We start from the raw sequence: 19,865 nt of genomic DNA, 5'->3' as shown, positions 1-19,865 counted from the left end.
CACTATTTCAAATAGTGGTTCTGATCTCGGCTAAATCCCCGGATAAACCACCACATCGCCCTCTACCGAAAGCGCCACGCGCTCGCCCACGCGCGGATACGAATGCCCCGCCACGCGAATCTGCAGCACGTGCGAACCCGCGTCGGAACGCAGCATGACGCTGGCATCGTGTCCGTAGAAAACGACTTTTTCGACGCTCGCATGGACCTCGCCATCATCCGTGATACGGATTTGCTCCGGGCGAATCATCACGTCCACCGCGCCTGCGTCGATTGAGCACGCAATGGGCAACGTTCCGAATTGGCAGCGCACATGCGTCGAGTCGCCGGGAATGACCGATCCCGGCACGATCACCGCGTCGCCGACAAAACTCGCCAGCTCCCGCGACACCGGCCGCCGATACACCGCTTCCGGCGTATCCATCTGCACGAGCCGCCCCTGCCATAACACAGCGACCTCGCGCCCGAGCGACAACGCCTCGGACTGATCGTGCGTGACCAGCACGGCGGTTGCGCCGGTCGCAGCAAGCGCGGTTGCCACGGCCTCGCGTGTCTCGATACGCAACGCGGCGTCGAGCGAGGAAAACGGCTCGTCGAGCATCACAAGCGACGGCGACGGCGCCAATGCGCGCGCCAGCGCAACGCGCTGCTGCTGGCCACCCGACAAAGCCTGCGGCGCGCGCCCGCCATACGCGGCGGGCAGACCGACCAGCGCCAGCAGTTCGTCCACGCGATACCGCGCCCGCCGCTGCGCACGGGGCAAGCCGAAGACGATGTTATCGGCGACCGAAAGATGCGGAAAAAGCGCGCCTTCCTGTGGCACGTAGCCAATGCGGCGCGCTTCGGACGGCACATGCACGCCCGGCCCGGCGACGCGCACGCCATCGATTTCCACCGTGCCGCCATCGGCGCGTTCGAAACCGCACAGCACGCGCAGCAAGGTGGTTTTGCCGCTGCCCGAAGGCCCGAGCAGGGCCAGCAACGTCCCCTTTTCCACCGATAAATCCACGCCGTGGAGCACGGGTTGACCATCGAATGATTTGGTTAGGCTCGTGACGCGGAGTTCGCTCATGGAGTTTTTACTTATCTGACGGCGAACCGGCCTGCGAATTGAATTGGACGCCTGCCTTGATGCCGGTGGCACCGCCCGCGACGGCGGATCGTCCGAGCAACGCGAACAACGTTCCCGACGCCAGCAGCGAAATTCCGACCAGCAACGCGGCATACGGGGCGGCGGCGGCGAAGGCAAGCGTGGAGGTATCGATCCAGACTTGCGTGGCGAGCGTGCGCGTGCCAATTGGCGATAACAGCAGCGTGGAGTTGAGTTCGGTGACGACCGAGATAAAGACCATTGTCGCGCCCGCGCCCAGACCCGGACCGGCGAGCGGCAGCAGCACGCGCCGCACGGTTTCGCGCCAGTTCAGGCCAAGCGAGCGCGCAGTTTCTTCCAGGCGGGGCTGCGCCTGCGTGAACGCGGCGCGCACGCTCACCAGCGCCAGCGGCAAAAACAGGATGGCATACGCCACGACCAGCAAGGTCGCGCTTTGATACAGCGGCCGCAGCGCATGAACCGCCAGGGACACGATTGCCAACGCCACCACGAGGCTTGGCAAGCCTTGCGCGAGGAACACGGTGCGCTCGAGCATGGTCGCGAGACGACTGGGAAAGCGCACGAGCAAAAACGCCAGCGGCACGCACGCGAGCGTGGTGACGATCGCCGCAGCAAAGCCGTAACTTAGCGACGCCAACGTCGACTCCAGCAACAATTCCGGAGAGACTTCGGCCGGCGTGATCGCGGCAGCGCCGCTTTGCGTCAGCCAGAATCCAATCATGCCGATAGGCACGCCCAGCGTGACCACGGCCAGCGCGGCGAAACCTGACGCGACAATCCATCGCCCGCGGCCAAGTTCGTAACGCAAGGCCGCACGGCGAACCCCGCGATCCACCCGTTCATAACGCGCGCCGCCGCGCACGCGCATTTCGAGCGCGAGACACAGCAGGCACATCGCTATGAGGATGCAGGCAAAAACCGAAGCGCCGCTGCCATCGAAGCTCGTGCGATATTCAGCGTAGATCTGCGTGGTGAAGGTACGAAAGCGCAGCAGTGTGAACGCGCCGAATTCCGACAGCACGCCGAGCGCGACAAGCAGCATGCCGCCGAGCAGCGCGGGCCGCAATTGCGGCAGCACCACGCGCAAGAAAACGCCTGCACGTCCGCAACCGAGGGATCGCGCGCTTTCTTCAAGCGCGGGGTCCATGCCGCGCAGTGCCGCAGCAACAGGCAAATAAACCAAAGGAAAATATGCCGTCGATATCACGAGCAGCGCACCCGCAAAGTCCTGCAGATCCAGACTCAACGACACCCACGCATAACTCGTGATAAACGCGGGCATGGCAAGCGGCGCAATAGTGAGCACGGCCCAGATCCGTCTTCCAGGCACGCGCGTTCGTTCTATAAACCACGCCGCCGCCGTGCCAACAATCGCCGAAACCAGCGTCGCGCTGATTGTTATGGATAACGTATTGATCAGCAATTCGCCAACGAGCGGCCTGAAGATCAGTTCGAGCGCGTCGTCCCAGCCAAACGTCACCGCACGATAGACCGTGAACGCAAGCGGCATCAGCACGAGCAACGCGCAGGCTCCCGCCGCAACAAGCAAACCCCGTGGCGCACGTTTGCGGCCAAGGCGCGCGGGCAACGCCGGAATTGCAGCGGCGTTCACGGCATCGCTCATGCGCTTACAGCAAGCCGGCCTGACGCATCAGCTTTGCAGCCTTGCTGTCGTCGCCGAGTTGTTCAATGCTCAGCGACGGCGGGCTCAACTGCTCAAAAGGCTTGAGCATCGGGTCCGGCGCAACGCCTGCATGCAGCGGATATTCATAGGCAATCTTGCCCTTCGCAATCAGTTCCTGCGCACGCTCGCTGACAAGATAAGCCAGGAACTGCTGCGCGGCCTGCTGGTTCTTGCTCGACTTCAACACCGCCGCGCCCGATACGTTCACGAGTGCGCCCACATCGCCATTGCCAAAGTGATAGATCGCGCTGCGCGTGGCGCTGTCGCCGAGTTGCGTATGCAGGCGCGCCCAGTAGTAGTTGTTGATCACGCCCGTCGCCACGCCGCCACGATTCACGGCCGCGACCACACCTTCGTCGTCGTCGAAGATCTGGGCATTTTTCTTCAGGCCCTTGAGCCATTGAAGCGCTTGTTCGTCACCCTTCATGGCGATGACCGCACTCACGACCGGCAGGAAATCGCCGTCGCTCGGCGCAATGCCGACCCGGCCCTTCCACTCGGGCTTGGCAAGATCCATCAGCGACGCCGGCAGTTGCGCCGCATCGACCTTCTTCGTGTTGTAGGCCAGCACGTTCTCACGCGCGAGCACGCCGACCCAGTCGCCCTGCGGCGAGTTGAAGCGTGAAGGGATCACGGCGAGCGTGGACGCATCCGTTTTCGCGAGCAAGCCCTTTTCGTCGAGCAGCACGAGTTCGGGCGAGTTCTCGGTGAAATAGACATCGGCGGGAGAAGCCGATCCTTCGGCAACGAGTTGCGCGGCCATTGCCGGGCCTTCGCCGTTGCGGATCTTCACAGACACGCCGCTTTGGGCCTCGAAGTCCCTGGCAAGCGCCGCCACGACCTGTTCGTGCTGCGCGTTGTACAAGGTCAGCGTGGCGGCGGCCGAACTGAGCGGCAGCGCGGCGGACGCGGACAGCACCGCGAGGCCGCACAGCGCACGCAGTGCGGTCATGGAGCGTGTGGTCTTCATTGCATTCATTCCCGTTATGTTTTTTGACGTTGAGCGGCGTCGCATTCGAGCGGCATTGCCCGTTGCTGACGACTAGGCCTCAAACAATCCAGCACCAATAAACGATCCCGGCCGCGCGCCCGGCGGGCACGCGAACACGCCGCTGCCTACGTGTGTAGTGAACTGATTCATCATGTCGAACTTCGCGAGCCGGTCGTTGATCGGAATAAAGCCGGTGCGCGGATCGCTCTGGTGCGCGATGAAAATCAGCCCCGCGTCGTACTCGGTTTCCTGACGCCACGGCGGCCAGCGTTCTATATAAAAATCCGTACCGTCGTTGTACGAATACGAGCGGCGCAGGATCTGCGCGCCCTTGTTCGTTGCCTGATTCGACAAGCGCACGTGCGAGTTATCGGGGATCACGGGGTTGCCGTCTTTATCGGCGGCGTCGAGATCGAGCGCGTCGAATTCGTTCTTCTTGCCAATCGGCGCGCCGCTGTATTTCTCCCGGCCCATGACCTGCTCCTGAAACCCGCGCTCCATCTGGTCCCAGTGCTCGATGGTGATGCGGATGCGCCGCACGACCGTGTACGTGCCACCGTTCATCCATGGTGCGTCGGGCGCATTGGCCCAGACGAACTGGTTCATCAACGCGGGCTGCGCCGTCGACGGATTGTTCGTGCCATCCTTGAAACCCATCAGGTTGCGCGGCGTTTGTCCGCGCGGTCCCGAGAGAAAACCGGCCTGCCCCCAACGCATCGCGACCGCGCCGTAACCCATGCGTGCAAGTTGCCGCACCGCGTGGAACGCGACTTGTGCGTCGTTCGCGCAAGCCTGAATAAGAATGTCGCCGCCGGTTTTCTGCGGCAGCAACTGGTCACCGTTGAAGCGCGGCAGATCGACGAGCGCGGCCGGCCGATGCTTTGCAATGCCGTAGCGATCGCGGCCTTCGTGTTCGAACATGCCCGGGCCGAAGCCAAACGTGATCGTCAGGCCAGCCGCGCCAATGCCGAGGATATCGCCGGAATCGGGCGCGGATTTATCGTCGGCGGGCAGCGGTTTTGCCGTCTCGCCGCGCGACATGCGGGCCGCCGCATCGGTCCATTGCTTGAGTAGGTTGATGACGTCGTCGCGTTTGTCGGTCGTGAGATCGAGCGCGGCCACGTAAGTGTGGCTCTGCTGCGGCGTCACGATACCCGCCTGATGCTCGCCAAAAAACGGCTCGACCACGGTCATCGGGTCGATGGGTTGCCTGAACTGCGCCTTGGTCGCCGCGTGCGCGACCGAACCCGCGCCCAATGCCGCGCCCGCTGCAACGCCCGCTTTCAAGAAGCGCCGGCGTGGTGGATCCTGATCGTTTGCCATGATGTCGCCCTGCCTTGTTGCTTGTTACCCGTTGCTCGTTATTTCGCCAGAACCAGCGTGTTCACGTCGTCCTGCACGTAATAGAAACCGTCGCCCTCCGGTGTCAGCGCAATGCCGAATAAGTCACCGTTGCCCGGCGGCGATTGCGCTTTGTCGGTATCGATCCAGCGCGCGTACAGTTGCTTGCCCGTCGACGGATCGATCTCGACCACCTGCCCGTTCAACGCGTTCGTGACGAGCAAATGCCCGTTGGGCGCGGTCACCATGGCGAGCGGACGATGCAGGAAACCATCGGCGGTCAACTGGCGGCCAACGCCTGCGCTGGTATCGCGTGTCATGGGGTCATCTATTTCCGTCACGCGGTTGCCGATTGCGTCCGACGCGTACAACAACTTCTGATCCTGCGACAAGGCCAGTCCTGTCGGCCCGATCAGGAACACGCCTTTATCGGCCTGCGCGCCGAAGCCGCTTGCAATCACCGTTTCCTGCTTGACGACCGGCGCGCGGCCTTCGGGAATATCGAGGTCGAGACGCAGGATGGTCGCCTGCTTGAAGACCGGCGGCGGCGTGCCGTCCGCGCCGCCCACGCCGAAGCCCGCGTTGCTCACGAAAAGCGTGGCGTGGTCGCCGTTGTCGACGACCGCCATGTTGCCCCACGGATCGTTGATATTAGGACTCACGATGGTCGATGCGACCTTGCCCTGGTTATCCAGCACGATCAGGCAGCCCGCGCCCTTGGTATTGGTCGTGCCGTCGTTGCTCGGCGTGCTGCCAATGATCACCCAGCCCGACTTCAGCATGGTCATTGCGGTGGACAGGCCGATTCCGCCCGGGCAACCCTTCAGGTCGCGCGGCACGGTCGCGAACAAGCTCAGTTCCTTGGTGTCCGGGTGATAGTTGACGATGGTGCTGCCGGTGCCCTGCAGGTTCGCGGCGTTATTGAAGTTGCCGACCAGCACGTCGCCCTGCTTCACGGTCCCGCTCGAGACCGGCGCGACCACGACCGCGTAGGGATTCTGGTCGCCGTTGGACGGCACCGTGTTGATGAGCGTGGTGTTCCTGTGCAGCGTTTCGAGAAATCCGATAGGCGCCGCATGCGCGACAGAGCCGGCAATCGAGCCAACAACCGCGCCCACAACCGCGATCGCGCCAATAAGTGTTTTCATGCAAGTGTTCCGGGTGCGTGCATTGAAGTTCATGTTCACGAGTCCCGTCGATCAGAAAGTAATGGTGGTGCGCACGCCGACCACGAAGGTATTGCGCAAGGGCGCGGTGGGGTCGTTCGGATTCTGGCCCGCGCCTGCATTGAAGGTGTATTGCAGGTCGCCCTGCAGAACCCACCACGGCGTGACCTGATACTGATAGGTGGCTTCGAGCGCCGTTTCGCTGGTGCGCACACCGTAGGGGCCGCCGCTGAAAGCCGCGCTCTGCGCGTCGAGGTCATGCACGTGATTGCCGACCTTGATATACGCAAGGCCAATGCCGACGCTGTCGTAATCACGGCCCTTGAACGGCGCTTTCATCACGATGCCCGCGTTCGCGGAAAGACTCACGAGATTGCGGTCGCCGGGCGCGCCCATCACGCGCGCGAACACGCCAATGCTGCGTGGTTCGTCGGGGTCCGGACGCCAGATCATCTGGTCGGCGACGGCATAGAAGCTGTAGTTGCCTCGATGCGATTGCGCCGTCCCGCTGCTGGCTGGATCGGCGAGCGAGAAGCCGGTGTTGTCGATACCCTGATCGTCGAAACGTTCGTTGTTGTACCAGACGCCAATCTTGTACGTGCCCGGCAAACCGCTTTGCGGCACGCCGACCATTTCGCCATCGGACGGCTGGTTGATTGCATATTGCAATTCGCCTATGTACAGCGCGCCGTTATGCAGGTTGAAATTCGTGCCGCTGAGATTGTTCGGGTTGTTGCCGAGCGGATCGCCGTCGAACACGCCAGCCAGCGCAGTCAGGGACGGCGTGATCTGTCCGCGCACCCGCACGCCGAGCGCGGACAGCGGATACGCGGGACCGCCCGAAGGCATGTCGTAGGACGGCAAGCCGGGCCAGCCGAACATGGTGTTCACGAAGGTAGCTGCGTACGAACTGACCATGAATTCCTGGTCGATGCTCTGCTGCCCGATCTTCACGTCCACGCGCTTGTTCAAGAACGACTGCTGATACCAGAGTTCCCAAAGACGCGTGGTGTCCTGCGCTTCAATGCCGCTCGCCGTGTTGAGCGTTCCCAGGTTGTACTGGCTGAGGTTGCGGCCATGAATCTGCAGCGCGCTCGCGTTGAACGTGCCGCCTTCCCAGCCGAAGGCCTTTTGGGTATCGAGGCCGAGCGTGACCGTGGTCAAACCGTCGTAGGTGCCCCCGGTCTTGAGCCCGCCGCGCACGTTCGCCAGGTATTCCGACGTTTCGGTCGCCTGCAGCGACACGCCGTATTTACCCAGAAACGAGCGGACGCCGCCCATGTCGCCAAGCAAGGTCGAACGGGTCCACACGCCCGTCCACTGCCCGGCCGGCTGCGCCTGGATGTTCAGGTCGGCCTCGGGCGCGTCCGTGGGCGTGGCATCCGGATTGACGGGCGCGCCAGCCGCCATTGCCGCCGATGAAGCCAGTGCAAGCCATGCGCCCAACAAGGCGCGCCGCAAAGGCGCGGGGCATCTGGAGGCCAAGCGCAGTGGCGCGTTGTAATCGCGCGTGTCGGGTTGGACGGGTTGCATCGGAATCCTCTTGCTTGTTGCGGACGCCGTTGCGACTCTTGACGGGCGCGGGCGCCGCATTGATTGTTCTCAGCCATACGGCGCCGGCGAGCAAATCGTATCGACCCCGCATGCTGTCGTCAACATAAACGAGAACGATTCTCATTGTAATTACATGCGGTCGATATGCACATTACAGAATCCGTTCTTCTCAAAATCCATGGCGGATGAGGTGAAATAAATCCGTAATGCTTTAGATAGATACGACGATCTTGCGCGGCGTTACGGATTCTTCAGCAACGCCACCACGTTGTGCCGCAATCTTCAATCATCGGCCAACCGCGCGCGTGTTCGCATTGACGTTGCGCAAAATCCCATCAACGCGGACGGGCATTTCATCCCAAACGTGACTTTCAGGCGGTCGAGCCATGCTGTGCCGAAATGCGCATCCCCAATGCGACGAACTGCCAAGACGCCGCTAATTTGGTTTCCTAAATTGCTGTTGGCGGCGATCCAGGCGGCCCGGAGGAACGCTCCGCTGGATCCGCCGTGATTGCACGGGGAAATCCGCCTTGTTGGCGTATATCGGCCATGTTTCAGTCGTGGTACTGAAAACGTTTCCCGTGTTCCGCCAATCCGTACGGAGCCTGCAAGCAACAAAGAAAAGAACTGCTCGCTTGACCTGTCCAACCCGAAGGAGAAGAAAAATGCATCTTCGAACAAGCCTCAAACCGCTTGCCTGGATCATCGCGTGTGCTGCCGCCGTTGGCGCGTTGCCGCTGTCCGCGGCCGCTGACACCATCGATGTGAAAGTCGGTTTCGCCGCGCCGCTGACGGGAGCGAATGCGGGTTACGGAAAAGACCTGCAGAACGGCGTGCAGCTTGCACTCGATGAAGCCAATGCCAAGAAAATCCAGATTGGCGGCAAGACGGCCAACTTCACGATCCAGGCGGAAGACGATCAGGCCGATCCGCGCGTGGGCGTGCAAGCAGCGCAAAAACTCGTGGATGGCGGTGTCGCGGTGGTGGTTGGCCACTTCAATTCGGGCACCACGATTCCGGCGTCGCAGGTCTATCAGAACGCGGGCATTCCGGTGATCGATCCGGCCGCGACCAATCCGAGCATCACCGAGCGCGGTTTCGAAAATGTCTTCACCGTGATTTCCAGCGACGCCCAGAACGCCGGCAACGCCGGCACGTACGCGGTGAAGGTCACGAAGGCGAAGAAGATTGCGATCATTGATGACCGCACGGCTTTCGGCCAGGGCGAAGCCGACGAGTTCGAAAAGGCGGTGAAAGCGGCAGGCGGCTCGATCGTCGCGCGTCAGTACAGCGACAACCAGACCGTCGATTTCTCGGCGCAGCTAACGGCGCTCAAGGGCGCGGGCGCGGACCTGATCTTCTTCGGCGGCCTTGACCGGCAAGCGGCGGCCGTGGCCAAACGGATGAAGCAACTGGGCGTCAACGCGCAACTCGTGGGCGGCGGCGGCGTGATGGACGCCGATTTCCTGAAGCTCGCGGGCGACACGGCGGAAGGCGTGATGGCGTGGGAATACGGCAGTCCGCTTGAGAAGATGCCGCAGGGCAAGGCCTTCGCCTACAAGTTCCAGAAACGCTTTGGCGTCGCGATTCTTTCGTATGCGCCGTTTGGCTACGACGCGGCGTGGGCGGCGGTCAACGCCATGCAAAAGGCGGGTTCCATCGATCCGAAGGTGTATCGGCCGGTATTGAAGACCATCTCGTTTCCCGGAATTACCGGGACCATCGCATTCGATGACAAGGGAGCCTTGAAGAACGCATCGTCGACGATGTACCAGGTCAAGAACGGCGCGTGGGTGCCGATTGTCACGAAGAGCGGGACGTAAGAGGAAAACAACGGGCGCGGCGGCGAGGCATTCCAGCGAGCTATCTAAGCCTGTTCCAGATACCTCGAAAGCCCGGCCCGCGTCCGCGCGGCCTCGCCTTCCATCCAGTCAGCAAACTCGCTCAATACTTTCGAAGGCGCCGGCCGTTCCGGATAGATCAGGTAATACGAAGCGCCGCTCGGCACACAAAGCGAAAACGGCGTCACGATCCTGTGCGCCGCCAGATCTTCTTCGATCAGCGACAAATCGCCTATCGTCACGCCTAAACCCTGCATGGCCGAAGAAATTGCGAGATCCAGCGTATCGAAGTGCTGCGCTTTCGCGGACGGCAATCCGCGATATCCATAGGCCGCAAGCCATCTCAACCAGTCCCGCCGGTCGCGCGTGGGATGCAGCAAGGTCTGGTCGGCAAGATCGTCGGGCGTGATGTCGCGGGCCGAATCCGCAAGCAAGCCCGGCGCGCAAACCGGTGTCAGGACTTCATCGAAGAGATGGTGAACACTCACGCCTTTTAGCGATGGCTGGCCGAACACAACGGCGGCGTCGAATTGCTCGGCATTGAATTCGACGCCGTGCGACACCGCCGCCGTCACCTCGATCACGAGTTCCGGCCGCTCGTTTTGCAGGCGAATCACGCGCGGCAAGATCCAGCGCATGGCGCACGTCGGACATTTCACGCGCAAGGTGCCGGACTGCGCGCCGCTGCGCTCGAGCGCCTCGGCGATCTGCGCGAGCGCCTGCTGTACGGGCGCGAGCAGCATGGCGCCATTGGGCGTGAGCGCCAGCCCGCGCGGCTGACGCACGAACAGCGCATAACCCAGATGCGCTTCCAGTCCGGATATCTGCCGGCTGACAGCGCCTTGCGTGACGTTGAGCAACTCGGCGGCGCGGGTAAAGTTAAGGCGCTGCGCGACCACGGCGAAGGTCTTGAGCACATCAAGTGAAGGCAGCGGTTTCATCGGGGAACCTCGTTAGCCATGAGCGGCGTTCATGGCTAGTATGACAAACTTTCGATTGTCGGCGGTTAATGGCTGCGGTCGAATGACCTTCGATTACCCGAATTCAGTCTTGTGGAGACTCTTGTCGTGAAAAGTGCCTGGACCCCCGCGTCGAAGCTGCCGGATGTCGGCACGACTATTTTTACCGTGATCGGCCAGCTTGCCGAGGAACATCACGCGCTCAATCTCTCGCAAGGCGCGCCGAACTTCGCGCCCGACCCGAAACTCGTGGAAAGCGCCGCCCGAGCCATGCGCGCAGGGCATAACCAGTACGCGCCCATGTCGGGGGTCCACGCGCTGCGGGAAGCGCTGGCGCTAAAAACCCAAAAGCTCTACGGCGCGACCTACGACCCGGTGAGCGAGATCACGGTGGTCGCGAGCGCGAGCGAGGGTTTGTACGCGACCATCAGCGCGCTCGTCCATCCTGGCGACGAGGTGATCTACTTCGAACCGTCCTTCGACAGCTACGGCCCGATCGTCCAGTTGCAAGGCGCAACGCCGATCGCCATCAAGCTTTCGCCGGTGGATTTTCACATCGACTGGGACGAGGTTCAGGCCGCCGTCACGCCCCGCACTCGCATGATCATCGTGAATTCGCCGCACAATCCTTCGGGCAGCGCGTTCACGCGCGGCGATATCGACCGGCTCACGGCGCTCACACGCGATTCGAAGATCATCGTTTTGTCGGACGAAGTGTACGAGCACGTGGTCTTCGACGGCGCCCTGCATCACAGCATGGCGCGGTATCCGGCGCTGGCCGAGCGCAGCGTGATCGTGTCCTCGTTTGGCAAGTCGTATCACGTGACCGGCTGGCGTGTCGGCTTCACGCTCGCGCCAGCCGAGTTGACCAACGAGATCCGCAAGGTCCATCAGTTCATGACCTTCTCCGCCGATACCCCCATGCAGATCGCATTCGCCGAAGCGCTCGGCGACGAGTCGAGCTATCTCGGCCTCGGCGCGTTCTATCAGGACAAGCGCGACCTGCTGGCCGCGGCGCTCGCCGGTTCGCGCTTCGAACTCCTGCCGAGCGCGGGCAGCTTCTTCATGCTGGCGCGCTTCGGCGCGTTTTCAGGCGAAAGCGACAGCGATTTCGTGCTGCGGCTGATCCGTGAAACTCGGGTCGCTACAATCCCGCTGTCCGCGTTCTACACCGACGGCACCGACAACCGCATCATTCGCCTGAGCTTTGCGAAGGACGACGACACATTGCGCGAAGGTGCGCGCCGCCTGTGCGCGGTTTGAACCAACCGATATTCACCATGAGACACGAGATCCGCTCCATGAAAAAACCGTTCCACGCATTGACCGCCGCCGTGCTGCTGGCCGCATCGTTGTGCACGGCGACCGCCGCTTTCGCCGCCGACTCCGACACGCTGCGCTACGGTATCGAAGCGCAGTATCCGCCGTTTGAATCGAAGTCGGCGTCGGGAGAATTGCAGGGCCTTGACATCGATATCGGCAACGCGGTTTGCGCCACGGCCAAAATGAAATGCGCGTGGGTCGAGACCTCGTTCGATGGCCTGATTCCCGCACTGCAAGGCCGCAAGTTCGACGCGATCAACTCCGCGATGAACGCCACCGACCAGCGCCGCCAGGCTATCGACTTCACGAACGTCGTGTATCACGTGCCGACGCAACTGATCGCCAAAACCAGCAGCGGGCTCGCGCCCACGGCGACGTCGCTCAAGGGCAAGAACGTCGGCGTGCTGGCGGGTTCGGTGCAGGAGACTTTTGCAAAGGCGCACTGGGCCAACGCGGGCGTGAACGTGGTGGCGTATCAGGATCAGAACCAGGCTTATACCGACCTGAAAGCGGGACGTCTGGACGGCACGCTCGTGATGTCGGCGGCGGGACAATCGGGCTTTTTGTCGAAGCCCGATGGCGCGGGTTACGCGTTTGCCGGCGGTCCGGTCCACGATGACAAGATCCTCGGCAGCGGCATTGCATTCGGTATCCGCAAGGGTGACAACGCGCTGAAACAACGCCTGAACACAGCGATTGCCAAGCTTCAGGCGGACGGAACGATTGCCGGATTCGCAAAGAAACATCTCGGCGATATCGACGTGTCGGTTAAATGAAAGCGTTTCAGATTCGGATGAAGGCGAGTGCGGTCAGCGCGGAATTTTGAACGCTGGCACACTGTGAACTTTTGTTGCCACGACAGTCATTGTCGCTGCAGACATTATCTTCACTTCAATCGGCCGTTGAATTAACTACGCGGCCAGTTCATCCGGATCTTTCATGAGCACCGCGCCCGCCGCACCTGCCGTGCCAACGCCGCCCGCGCCCCTCAAAGGCGGGCAACTCGTTCTCGCGACCGTCGCCGTGGCGCTCGCCACGTTCATGAACGTGCTCGATTCATCGATTGCGAACGTCGCCATTCCGACCATTTCCGGCAATCTCGGCGTATCCGTCGATGAAGGCACGTGGGTTGTCACCGTGTTCGCCGCGGCCAACGCCGTGTCCATTCCGCTGACCGGCTGGCTGACGCAGAGGATCGGACAGATCAAGTTGTTTGTTGGCGCGATTCTTTTGTTCGTGATTTCTTCGTGGCTATGCGGCCTCGCGCCCACCTTGCCTGTGCTGCTCGCAGCGCGCGTGTTGCAAGGCGCGGTTGCCGGCCCGTTGATCCCCCTTTCACAAGCCATTTTGCTCGGTTCCTATCCGAAGGAAAAAGCGTCGATGGCGCTTTCCTTATGGGCGATGACCGCGGTCGTCGGGCCGATTGCGGGTCCGGCCCTGGGCGGCTGGATCACCGACAGCTATTCGTGGTCGTGGATCTTCTACATCAACATTCCGGTCGGATTATTCGCCGCGAGCGTGACGTGGTTCATCTACCGGAAACGGGAATCGGCTACACGCAAGGCGCCAATCGATACAGTCGGACTCATGTTGCTGATTGCGTGGGTGGCGTCGCTGCAGATCATGCTCGACAAAGGCCGCGACCTCGACTGGTTTTCGTCGCCGCTGATCGTGTGGCTCGGCATTATCGCGTTGATTGCATTTGCGTTCTTCGTGGTCTGGGAACTGACCGAAAAGAATCCCGTGGTGGATTTGCGCCTGTTCGCCGGACGCAATTTCTTTGGCGGCACCGTCGCCATTTCCGTGGCATATGGCGTGTTCTTCGGCAACCTGGTGCTGTTGCCGCAATGGATGCAGCAATACCTCAATTACCGTTCCGTCGATGCCGGCCTCGTGACCGCGCCGCTCGGCATCTTCGCCGTGATTCTCGCGCCGGTGATGGGCAAGGTGCTGCCGCGCACGGACGCTCGCGTAGTCGCGACCCTGGCGTTTGTCGGCTTCGCGATCGTGTTCTACATGCGCTCGAAATACGTGATCGAAATCGATACATGGCATCTGGTCCTGCCCACGCTTTTGCAGGGCATTCCCATGGCGCTGTTCTTCGTGCCGCTGACGTCGATCATCCTGTCGGGATTGCCGCCCGCGAAGATTCCGGCGGCGGCGGGTCTGTCGAATTTCGCCCGGGTCTTTTGCGGCGCCGTGGGCACGTCGCTCTGCGGCAACGCGTGGACCGACCGGATTGCGCTTCATCATGAACGGCTGACGGAACAGGCGAACGCCAACAATCCGGCCTTCATGGCGTCACTGCAGGCTTCGCAGAGTACCTTGCACGTCAACGAAGCCCAGGCGCGCGGCTTATTCGATTTCACCGTGAGCACGCAAGCCGCGATGATGGGACTCAACGATATTTTCTTCGCGTCCGCCGTGATCTTCATCCTGATCATTCCACTGATCTGGATCACCAAGCGCGCGAAAGGCGGCGGCGGCGGCGCGGCGGCGGGCGCGCATTGAGGTAGTTGGGCGCGGCGCGCATCACTTCCGGAACGTGATGTGCGACACGCGCCGCACCATCAGCACGGCCGACAGCGCCGCCACCGCCGTCAGCAACACGCCAATGTGGATCGATTGCACGAGTACCTCGCGCGCACTTTCGATCAGCGCAGGACCGTCCAGTCCAACGGGCGCGAGATCGGCAAGCAGCTTCGAGCGCAAGGCGGAATCGATCAGGATGCGCGGATCGTCGAATCGTGGCAGCCATGCAGTGCTTGCCGGCTCGCCGAGTACGCGAAGCGTGCGCGTGATGACATCGCGATAATGATGCTGAACGATCGTCGCGACCACGCTGGTCCCTAGCATGCCGCCCACCATGCGCGTGGATTGCAACAATGCCGTGGTAATGCCGAAGCGCTCCCGCCCTGCAATCTCCTGCCCGAACACATTCAGGTTGTTCAAAATGAAGCCCAGGCCAATACCAATTCCGGCCATGGGTATCTCGATCCAGACATGCGGCGTCGACGCATTCGCGAACGAAAGCGCAATGCACGCGAACAGCAGCAGCGTGAATCCGATGGACAGGATCAGCGTCGGTTTGCGCAGATGAATCACGATCCGCGTATTGATAAAGCTGCCAATGGCGATAAACATCGCAATCGGCGTGGCGAGCAAACCGGCTTCCTGCGGCGACAATCCAAAGCCGCCCTGCAACAATAACGGCGCGAAGAAGATCAGCGAAAACATCACGAAGCCGGACAATACGGACAACGTGAATAGGGTCACAAGCTGCGGATCCTTGAACAGATCGAGCGGAATGATCGGGTGCGTGGCGCGACGCTCGCACATCAACAAGGCGACGGCCCCGATCGCCACGCACAGCGCAAGCACCACGTTGCCGGTCGTCAACCCGTGCTTGGGCACGCCTTCAATGAACGCCTGCAGGCCACCCAGAACCAGCGCGACCAGCGCCGCGCCCATCCAGTCGATTTTCACCGCGCCCTCGCGCGGCCGCCGATAGTTCGGCAAATGCGCCCAGATGAAATAAAACGCCGCAATACCCACCGGCAAGTTGATAAGAAACGTCGAGCGCCAGCCCCAGTGTTCGCTCATCCAGCCGCCAAGCGACGGACCGGCGGCGGTGCCAATGCCGTATGACGCGGCCATCACCACTTGCCAGCGCACGCGCAGCCGTGGATCAGGGAAGAGATCGGGAATCGATGCAAACGCGGTCCCCACCATCATTCCGCCGCCGACGCCCTGCAAGCCGCGCGCAATGACCAGGAACAGCATGTCGTTGGCCACGCCGCACAGTACGGACGCCACCGTGAACGTGATGACAGCGGCAATCACGAAACGCTTGCGGCCGAAATAATCGCCGAGACGTCCGAACACCGGCACCGTCACCACCGAAGCCAGCAAATATGCGCTCGCAATCCACGCGTAATACTCGAAGCCATGCAGTTCCGCGACGATGGACGGCAAGGCCGTGCTCACGACGGTCTGATCCAGTGCGACCAGCATGTTGACGAGGCCGATGCCGAGCATCGCCATGAGGGCGTGACGAAAGGGGAGCGGGGAAGCGATATGCGGATCGGTGCTGGCGGTGGCTTGAGACACGGGCTAAAGAATGGAAGATGAAAAGGCGGAAGCCTAATTGTATGACGCCATTAATTCATCGGCCGGCGTGCCCGCAATTTACGGAACGATCGGCAATTTATACAGTCGGACAATTGAAATCCGGCAATCACATCGCGGATCGCATGGCCTAACCGCTGAAGGAGAATCGCATGTTCAATCGAATCCTTGTCGCCATAGACGGTAGCCGCACGTCCGGCCGCGCATTCAACGCCGCGCTCGAACTCGCCGCCACGCATCACGCGGTGCTGCAGCCGTTCTACGTGATTGAAGAAGCGCCTATTTACTTCGACGTCCCAGGCTACGATCCGTCGATTCTGCGCACCCAGCTTGCAGACCAGGGCGCGACGCTCGCCGCCGAAACCAACGCGGCAATGAAACAGCGCGGCGTGGAAGGTCAGGTCGCGGTGAGCGAAGCGTCGTCGGTGGAAGATGTCGCGGAACTCGTGCTCAAGGCGGCGAGCGCGTTCAACGCCGACTTGCTCGTCATGGGCACGCACGGGCGCAAAGGCTTCCAGCGCGTGATTCTTGGCAGCGTCGCGGAGCGTTGCTTGAGGCATGCAACCTTGCCGGTACTGCTGATTCCATCGGCGGCGGGTGCTCAAGACGCAGCGGAATAGGTTTTACGGGTGGCCGCCATGCGGAAATCGGTGAACACGCACGAATGCAATAAATTGTCCGTGACCTTTTGACACCCGGTTTCCGTGGAGTATCAATGGGACAATTTCCTTGTTCCAGATCAAGGTTTTACACAGAAACCAGATAACCGAGCCCGCCATGCAGACCCTGCACGAGACTTCCGCCCTAGCCCCCTCCGCCTGCTCACGCCACGCCGGGCAATGCTCGACCTGCGCGTTGCGGCAGTATTGCGTACCACAAGGCTTGTCCAATACCGACACCGACAAGCTGCAGTCCGTCATCGTCAATGCACGCGCGATCAGGCGCGGCGAGACCTTGTTCCGGGTCGGCGACACTTTCGACGCGCTCTACGCCATCCGTTCGGGCTCGATCAAGACCGTTGTGACAAGCGCAAATGGCCGCGATCAGGTCATGGGCCTGCATCTCGGCGGGGACGCGCTGGGCCTGGAGGGCTTCGACGACGGCACACACGCTTGCCGCGCTGTGGCGCTGGAAGACAGCTCGGTCTGCGTGATCCCCTTGTCCACCTTCGAGCGCGCCTGCCGCGAGACCATCGCGATTCATCGTCGCCTGCTGCAGTTGCTGAGCCGCGAAGTCGTCCGGAAATCGACACAAACCATGATTCTCGGCACCTTGCGCGCCGACGAGCGTGTCGCGGCGCTGCTGCTGGATATATCGTCCCGGCTGACGTGCCGCGGCTATGCGGGCAACGAATTCAACCTGCGCTTCAAGCGCGACGACATGGGCAGCTTTCTCGGCATCACGCTTGAAACCGTCAGCAGGACGCTGTCGCGTTTTCAGGCAAAAGGCCTGCTTCAGGCAGACGGCAAACTGATCCATATCCTTGATTTCGACGGCCTGCGCGCCGTCTGACCAAAACGTTCCCGGCGGTTCAAGCGCGCTTGGCATGCCCTCTGCTACGATTTATCGTTTTGCACGGCCCCTGCCCGGAGAACAGAGCGATGAATCGCGAACCTACCCCGCTGCACCCGCTGCTCGCCCGCCTGCGCGAGGCGCGTCAAACAACGGACGCGCTGTTCGACATCGTCAAGCCTGAGTTCCTGTATGAGCGGCCGATTGCCGAGCGACATCGGATCGTGTTTTATATCGGCCATCTGGAAGCGTTCGACCGTAATCTCTTCGATCAGCGCCTCTTCGACCTGCCCAGTCCCAACGCCGAATTCGACCAGTTGTTTGCGTTCGGTATCGATCCGGTGGATGGCGGCCTGCCGACCGATCAGCCGCATGACTGGCCAACGCTCGAAATAATTCGGGCGTACGTTCAGCGTATCCGCGATGACATCGACACGCGCTTCGACCCCGTCGAAATTACAAGCCGTGCTGATAGGAACGGCAATGCGGTCACGTCGGACGATAAACCCGAGACGCTGCTGGAGGTAGCCATCGAGCATCGGCTGATGCATGCCGAGACGCTCGCATACATGCTGCATCAGTTGCCGCTACATCAGAAAACCGGGCCCGGCGTAACCGAGAAGGAAGCCCCGCATCCGCTCGATCCCCACGCGGCACGCGAAATGGTCCATGTGCCGGCAGGCGTGGCAACGCTCGGTCTCGCGCGCGAAAGTGAAACATTCGGCTGGGACAACGAATTTGGTGAACACAAGGTGGACGTGCCGGCGTTCGAAATGGACCGCTACATGGTCACGAATTCAGATTGGCTCGACTTCATGCAAGCTGGCGGTTATTCGAACCGCGATCTCTGGCGCGACGTCGACTGGGCTTGGTTAGAGCGTGAAGGCATCGACAAGCCCGCGTTCTGGGTACGCGATCCGTCCAACCCGGACGCGTGGAAACTGCGAACTATGTTCGACGAGGTCGCGCTGCCGGCCGACTGGCCGGTGTATGTGAGCCACGCCGAAGCCAGCGCGTACGCGAAGTGGGCGGGTAAGTCGCTGCCGACCGAAGCGCAATGGCAACGTGCGTCCATTGGCGCGCCGCACGCGGAAGGAGGCAACTTCGACTTCCGCCGATGGGAACCCTCGCCCGTGCAGGGACATCCGGAAAATCGCAGTGCCGCAGGCGTCGAGGGACAGTTTGGCAATGGCTGGGAATGGACATCGACCCCGTTCGGTCCGTTGCCAGGATTCGAGCCATTTCCGTTTTACCTGGGCTACTCGGCGAACTTCTACGACGACCAGCATTACGTGCTCAAGGGCGGTTCACCACGCACGGCGGCATGCATGCTCAGACCGAGCTTTCGCAACTGGTTCCAGGCGCATTATCAATACGTGTACGCCGGGTTCCGCTGCGTGCGCGCATCCTGACCGATAAATCAAAAGCCGGCCTCCGAGGCCGGCTTTTTCCTTGCCAGGATCACGACCCGCTCCACGTGGGCCGCCACAACGCCAATCAATAATACGGATAAGGCGCGTAATAGACCGGAGGCGGCGGCGCGTAGTACCGCGGCGGCGGTGCGTAATACACCGGCTGCGGTGCATAGACTTGAGGCTGTTGAATCGTATTGCCCTTCGATGTCATGCATTGCGCATAAGCCGCGTCATATTGGCTTTGCAGACCCGCTGCCGAATACTGAGCGCCATTCGCGCCCGCCGCGCTGCCAAGCAGCAGACCGCTGCCTGCGCCAATAGCCGCACCCGCACCGGCATTTCCAGCCGCCGCCCCAATCAGGGCGCCCGCCGCAGCGCCACCCAGCGTCCCAAGCACGCTGCTATTGACACTGTTCGTGGTGGCCGCCTGCGCCGCGCCCTGCGGATTGCCCGCCTGAAACGCGTAGTTACGACATTCATAGTCGTCCGCCCGAAAAGTGGCAAGCGGTTCGCCCGAACGCGGCAACGCCACGATGCTCGGACCGCTTGGCGGCACGACCGCACATCCGCCGAGCAGGATCACGCCGCCGAGCGCGGCCACACTGAGTAACTTGCCTGAGTTCATATCGCGAAAATCCGAAGTGCTGAAGTTACGAAGTTAGAGCAATTCAGGCCCGAAATGGTTACTCAATGGTTACCAATCATTTCGCAATGCTCCGCCAACCGTTGCGCGGAGGGAGCTTTGCAAGCTAACAGGAAAGTCAGGATCTTCACATTAGAAGATGCACGTATTACATCGGAAATGTCGGAAGCCCAAGATACGCCTGAGAAATGTTACTGA

At 61.6% G+C, this 19,865-nt stretch carries 16 protein-coding genes; 7 read left to right on the top strand and 9 right to left on the bottom strand.

The window, feature by feature from the left end; genetic code table 11:
• Positions 1–30 precede the first annotated feature (30 nt).
• From ACRWA7_RS14205 to ACRWA7_RS14180, 6 genes are all read right to left on the bottom strand, one after another.
• Positions 31–1,071, bottom strand: a complete 1,041-nt coding sequence (locus tag ACRWA7_RS14205) for an ABC transporter ATP-binding protein (RefSeq protein ID WP_438391543.1) — start codon at positions 1,069–1,071, stop codon at positions 31–33.
• Between the two features lie 7 nt (positions 1,072–1,078).
• Positions 1,079–2,734, bottom strand: coding sequence for an ABC transporter permease (locus ACRWA7_RS14200; RefSeq protein WP_438391542.1), 1,656 nt, complete (start codon positions 2,732–2,734; stop codon positions 1,079–1,081).
• A gap of 4 nt (positions 2,735–2,738) precedes the next feature.
• Positions 2,739–3,764, bottom strand: coding sequence for an iron ABC transporter substrate-binding protein (locus ACRWA7_RS14195; protein ID WP_438391541.1), 1,026 nt, complete (start codon positions 3,762–3,764; stop codon positions 2,739–2,741).
• 72 nt (positions 3,765–3,836) lie between these two features.
• Complete coding sequence (efeB, locus tag ACRWA7_RS14190) at positions 3,837–5,108, bottom strand: iron uptake transporter deferrochelatase/peroxidase subunit (protein WP_060818087.1); 1,272 nt, start codon at positions 5,106–5,108, stop codon at positions 3,837–3,839.
• 38 nt (positions 5,109–5,146) lie between these two features.
• The gene (locus ACRWA7_RS14185) at positions 5,147–6,274 is read right to left on the bottom strand and encodes a hypothetical protein (protein WP_438391540.1); all 1,128 of its coding nucleotides are present in this window, start codon (positions 6,272–6,274) and stop codon (positions 5,147–5,149) included.
• 51 nt (positions 6,275–6,325) lie between these two features.
• Positions 6,326–7,825, bottom strand: coding sequence for a carbohydrate porin (locus ACRWA7_RS14180; protein WP_438391539.1), 1,500 nt, complete (start codon positions 7,823–7,825; stop codon positions 6,326–6,328).
• A gap of 686 nt (positions 7,826–8,511) precedes the next feature.
• Between ACRWA7_RS14180 and ACRWA7_RS14175 the strand changes: the two genes are divergently transcribed.
• A complete protein-coding gene (locus tag ACRWA7_RS14175) occupies positions 8,512–9,669 on the top strand; it encodes a branched-chain amino acid ABC transporter substrate-binding protein (protein WP_438391538.1) in 1,158 nt (385 codons plus the stop codon).
• Positions 9,670–9,713: 44 nt separating this feature from the next.
• Here the strand turns inward: ACRWA7_RS14175 and ACRWA7_RS14170 are convergent, their stop codons facing one another.
• A complete protein-coding gene (locus ACRWA7_RS14170; protein ID WP_438391537.1) occupies positions 9,714–10,628 on the bottom strand; it encodes a LysR substrate-binding domain-containing protein in 915 nt (304 codons plus the stop codon).
• 126 nt (positions 10,629–10,754) lie between these two features.
• On the opposite strand from ACRWA7_RS14170, the gene ACRWA7_RS14165 reads away from it, so the two are divergent.
• The 3 genes from ACRWA7_RS14165 to ACRWA7_RS14155 all read left to right on the top strand — a co-directional run bounded on the left by ACRWA7_RS14165 (position 10,755) and on the right by ACRWA7_RS14155 (position 14,480).
• Entirely contained in the window at positions 10,755–11,909 is a 1,155-nt protein-coding gene (locus ACRWA7_RS14165; protein WP_060818082.1) for a methionine aminotransferase, read from the top strand.
• A gap of 38 nt (positions 11,910–11,947) precedes the next feature.
• A complete protein-coding gene (locus ACRWA7_RS14160) occupies positions 11,948–12,745 on the top strand; it encodes a transporter substrate-binding domain-containing protein (protein ID WP_060818081.1) in 798 nt (265 codons plus the stop codon).
• A 163-nt stretch (positions 12,746–12,908) separates the two neighbouring features.
• Entirely contained in the window at positions 12,909–14,480 is a 1,572-nt protein-coding gene (locus ACRWA7_RS14155) for a DHA2 family efflux MFS transporter permease subunit (RefSeq protein ID WP_438391536.1), read from the top strand.
• A 21-nt stretch (positions 14,481–14,501) separates the two neighbouring features.
• Here ACRWA7_RS14155 and ACRWA7_RS14150 read toward each other — a convergent pair whose 3' ends face one another.
• On the bottom strand, positions 14,502–16,007 hold the full coding sequence (locus ACRWA7_RS14150; RefSeq protein WP_060818402.1) for an MFS transporter: 1,506 nt from the start codon (positions 16,005–16,007) through the stop codon (positions 14,502–14,504).
• A 242-nt stretch (positions 16,008–16,249) separates the two neighbouring features.
• Between ACRWA7_RS14150 and ACRWA7_RS14145 the strand changes: the two genes are divergently transcribed.
• The 3 genes from ACRWA7_RS14145 (at position 16,250) to ACRWA7_RS14135 (ending at position 19,021) form a co-directional block, all read left to right on the top strand.
• A complete protein-coding gene (locus ACRWA7_RS14145) occupies positions 16,250–16,717 on the top strand; it encodes a universal stress protein (protein ID WP_438391535.1) in 468 nt (155 codons plus the stop codon).
• A gap of 157 nt (positions 16,718–16,874) precedes the next feature.
• Positions 16,875–17,609: a helix-turn-helix domain-containing protein gene (locus ACRWA7_RS14140; RefSeq protein WP_438391534.1), complete on the top strand. Its 735-nt coding sequence runs from the start codon at positions 16,875–16,877 to the stop codon at positions 17,607–17,609.
• An 89-nt stretch (positions 17,610–17,698) separates the two neighbouring features.
• The gene (locus ACRWA7_RS14135; RefSeq protein ID WP_438391533.1) at positions 17,699–19,021 is read left to right on the top strand and encodes an SUMF1/EgtB/PvdO family nonheme iron enzyme; all 1,323 of its coding nucleotides are present in this window, start codon (positions 17,699–17,701) and stop codon (positions 19,019–19,021) included.
• A gap of 85 nt (positions 19,022–19,106) precedes the next feature.
• On the opposite strand, the gene ACRWA7_RS14130 is transcribed toward ACRWA7_RS14135, so the two are convergent.
• Positions 19,107–19,649 (bottom strand): glycine zipper family protein, encoded by a 543-nt coding sequence (locus ACRWA7_RS14130; RefSeq protein ID WP_438391532.1) that lies wholly within the window; start codon positions 19,647–19,649, stop codon positions 19,107–19,109.
• Between the last annotated feature and the right edge of the window lie 216 nt (positions 19,650–19,865).

The organism is Caballeronia sp. DA-9, assembly GCF_051615025.1.
GTDB classification, from domain to species: domain Bacteria; phylum Pseudomonadota; class Gammaproteobacteria; order Burkholderiales; family Burkholderiaceae; genus Caballeronia; species Caballeronia sordidicola.
This window is presented reverse-complemented; position numbering and strand designations above follow the sequence as displayed.

Coding starts and splice junctions, on each gene's coding strand:
- efeB (WP_060818087.1), bottom strand. CDS start 5,108: ATGGCAAACGATCAGGATCCACCACGCCGGCGCTTCTTGAAAGCGGGC.
- ACRWA7_RS14155 (WP_438391536.1), top strand. CDS start 12,909: ATGAGCACCGCGCCCGCCGCACCTGCCGTGCCAACGCCGCCCGCGCCC.
- ACRWA7_RS14135 (WP_438391533.1), top strand. CDS start 17,699: ATGAATCGCGAACCTACCCCGCTGCACCCGCTGCTCGCCCGCCTGCGC.
- ACRWA7_RS14175 (WP_438391538.1), top strand. CDS start 8,512: ATGCATCTTCGAACAAGCCTCAAACCGCTTGCCTGGATCATCGCGTGT.
- ACRWA7_RS14195 (WP_438391541.1), bottom strand. CDS start 3,764: ATGAAGACCACACGCTCCATGACCGCACTGCGTGCGCTGTGCGGCCTC.
- ACRWA7_RS14150 (WP_060818402.1), bottom strand. CDS start 16,007: ATGCTCGGCATCGGCCTCGTCAACATGCTGGTCGCACTGGATCAGACC.
- ACRWA7_RS14145 (WP_438391535.1), top strand. CDS start 16,250: ATGTTCAATCGAATCCTTGTCGCCATAGACGGTAGCCGCACGTCCGGC.
- ACRWA7_RS14205 (WP_438391543.1), bottom strand. CDS start 1,071: ATGAGCGAACTCCGCGTCACGAGCCTAACCAAATCATTCGATGGTCAA.
- ACRWA7_RS14185 (WP_438391540.1), bottom strand. CDS start 6,274: ATGAAAACACTTATTGGCGCGATCGCGGTTGTGGGCGCGGTTGTTGGC.
- ACRWA7_RS14180 (WP_438391539.1), bottom strand. CDS start 7,825: ATGCAACCCGTCCAACCCGACACGCGCGATTACAACGCGCCACTGCGC.
- ACRWA7_RS14140 (WP_438391534.1), top strand. CDS start 16,875: ATGCAGACCCTGCACGAGACTTCCGCCCTAGCCCCCTCCGCCTGCTCA.
- ACRWA7_RS14130 (WP_438391532.1), bottom strand. CDS start 19,649: ATGAACTCAGGCAAGTTACTCAGTGTGGCCGCGCTCGGCGGCGTGATC.
- ACRWA7_RS14170 (WP_438391537.1), bottom strand. CDS start 10,628: ATGAAACCGCTGCCTTCACTTGATGTGCTCAAGACCTTCGCCGTGGTC.
- ACRWA7_RS14160 (WP_060818081.1), top strand. CDS start 11,948: ATGAAAAAACCGTTCCACGCATTGACCGCCGCCGTGCTGCTGGCCGCA.
- ACRWA7_RS14200 (WP_438391542.1), bottom strand. CDS start 2,734: ATGAGCGATGCCGTGAACGCCGCTGCAATTCCGGCGTTGCCCGCGCGC.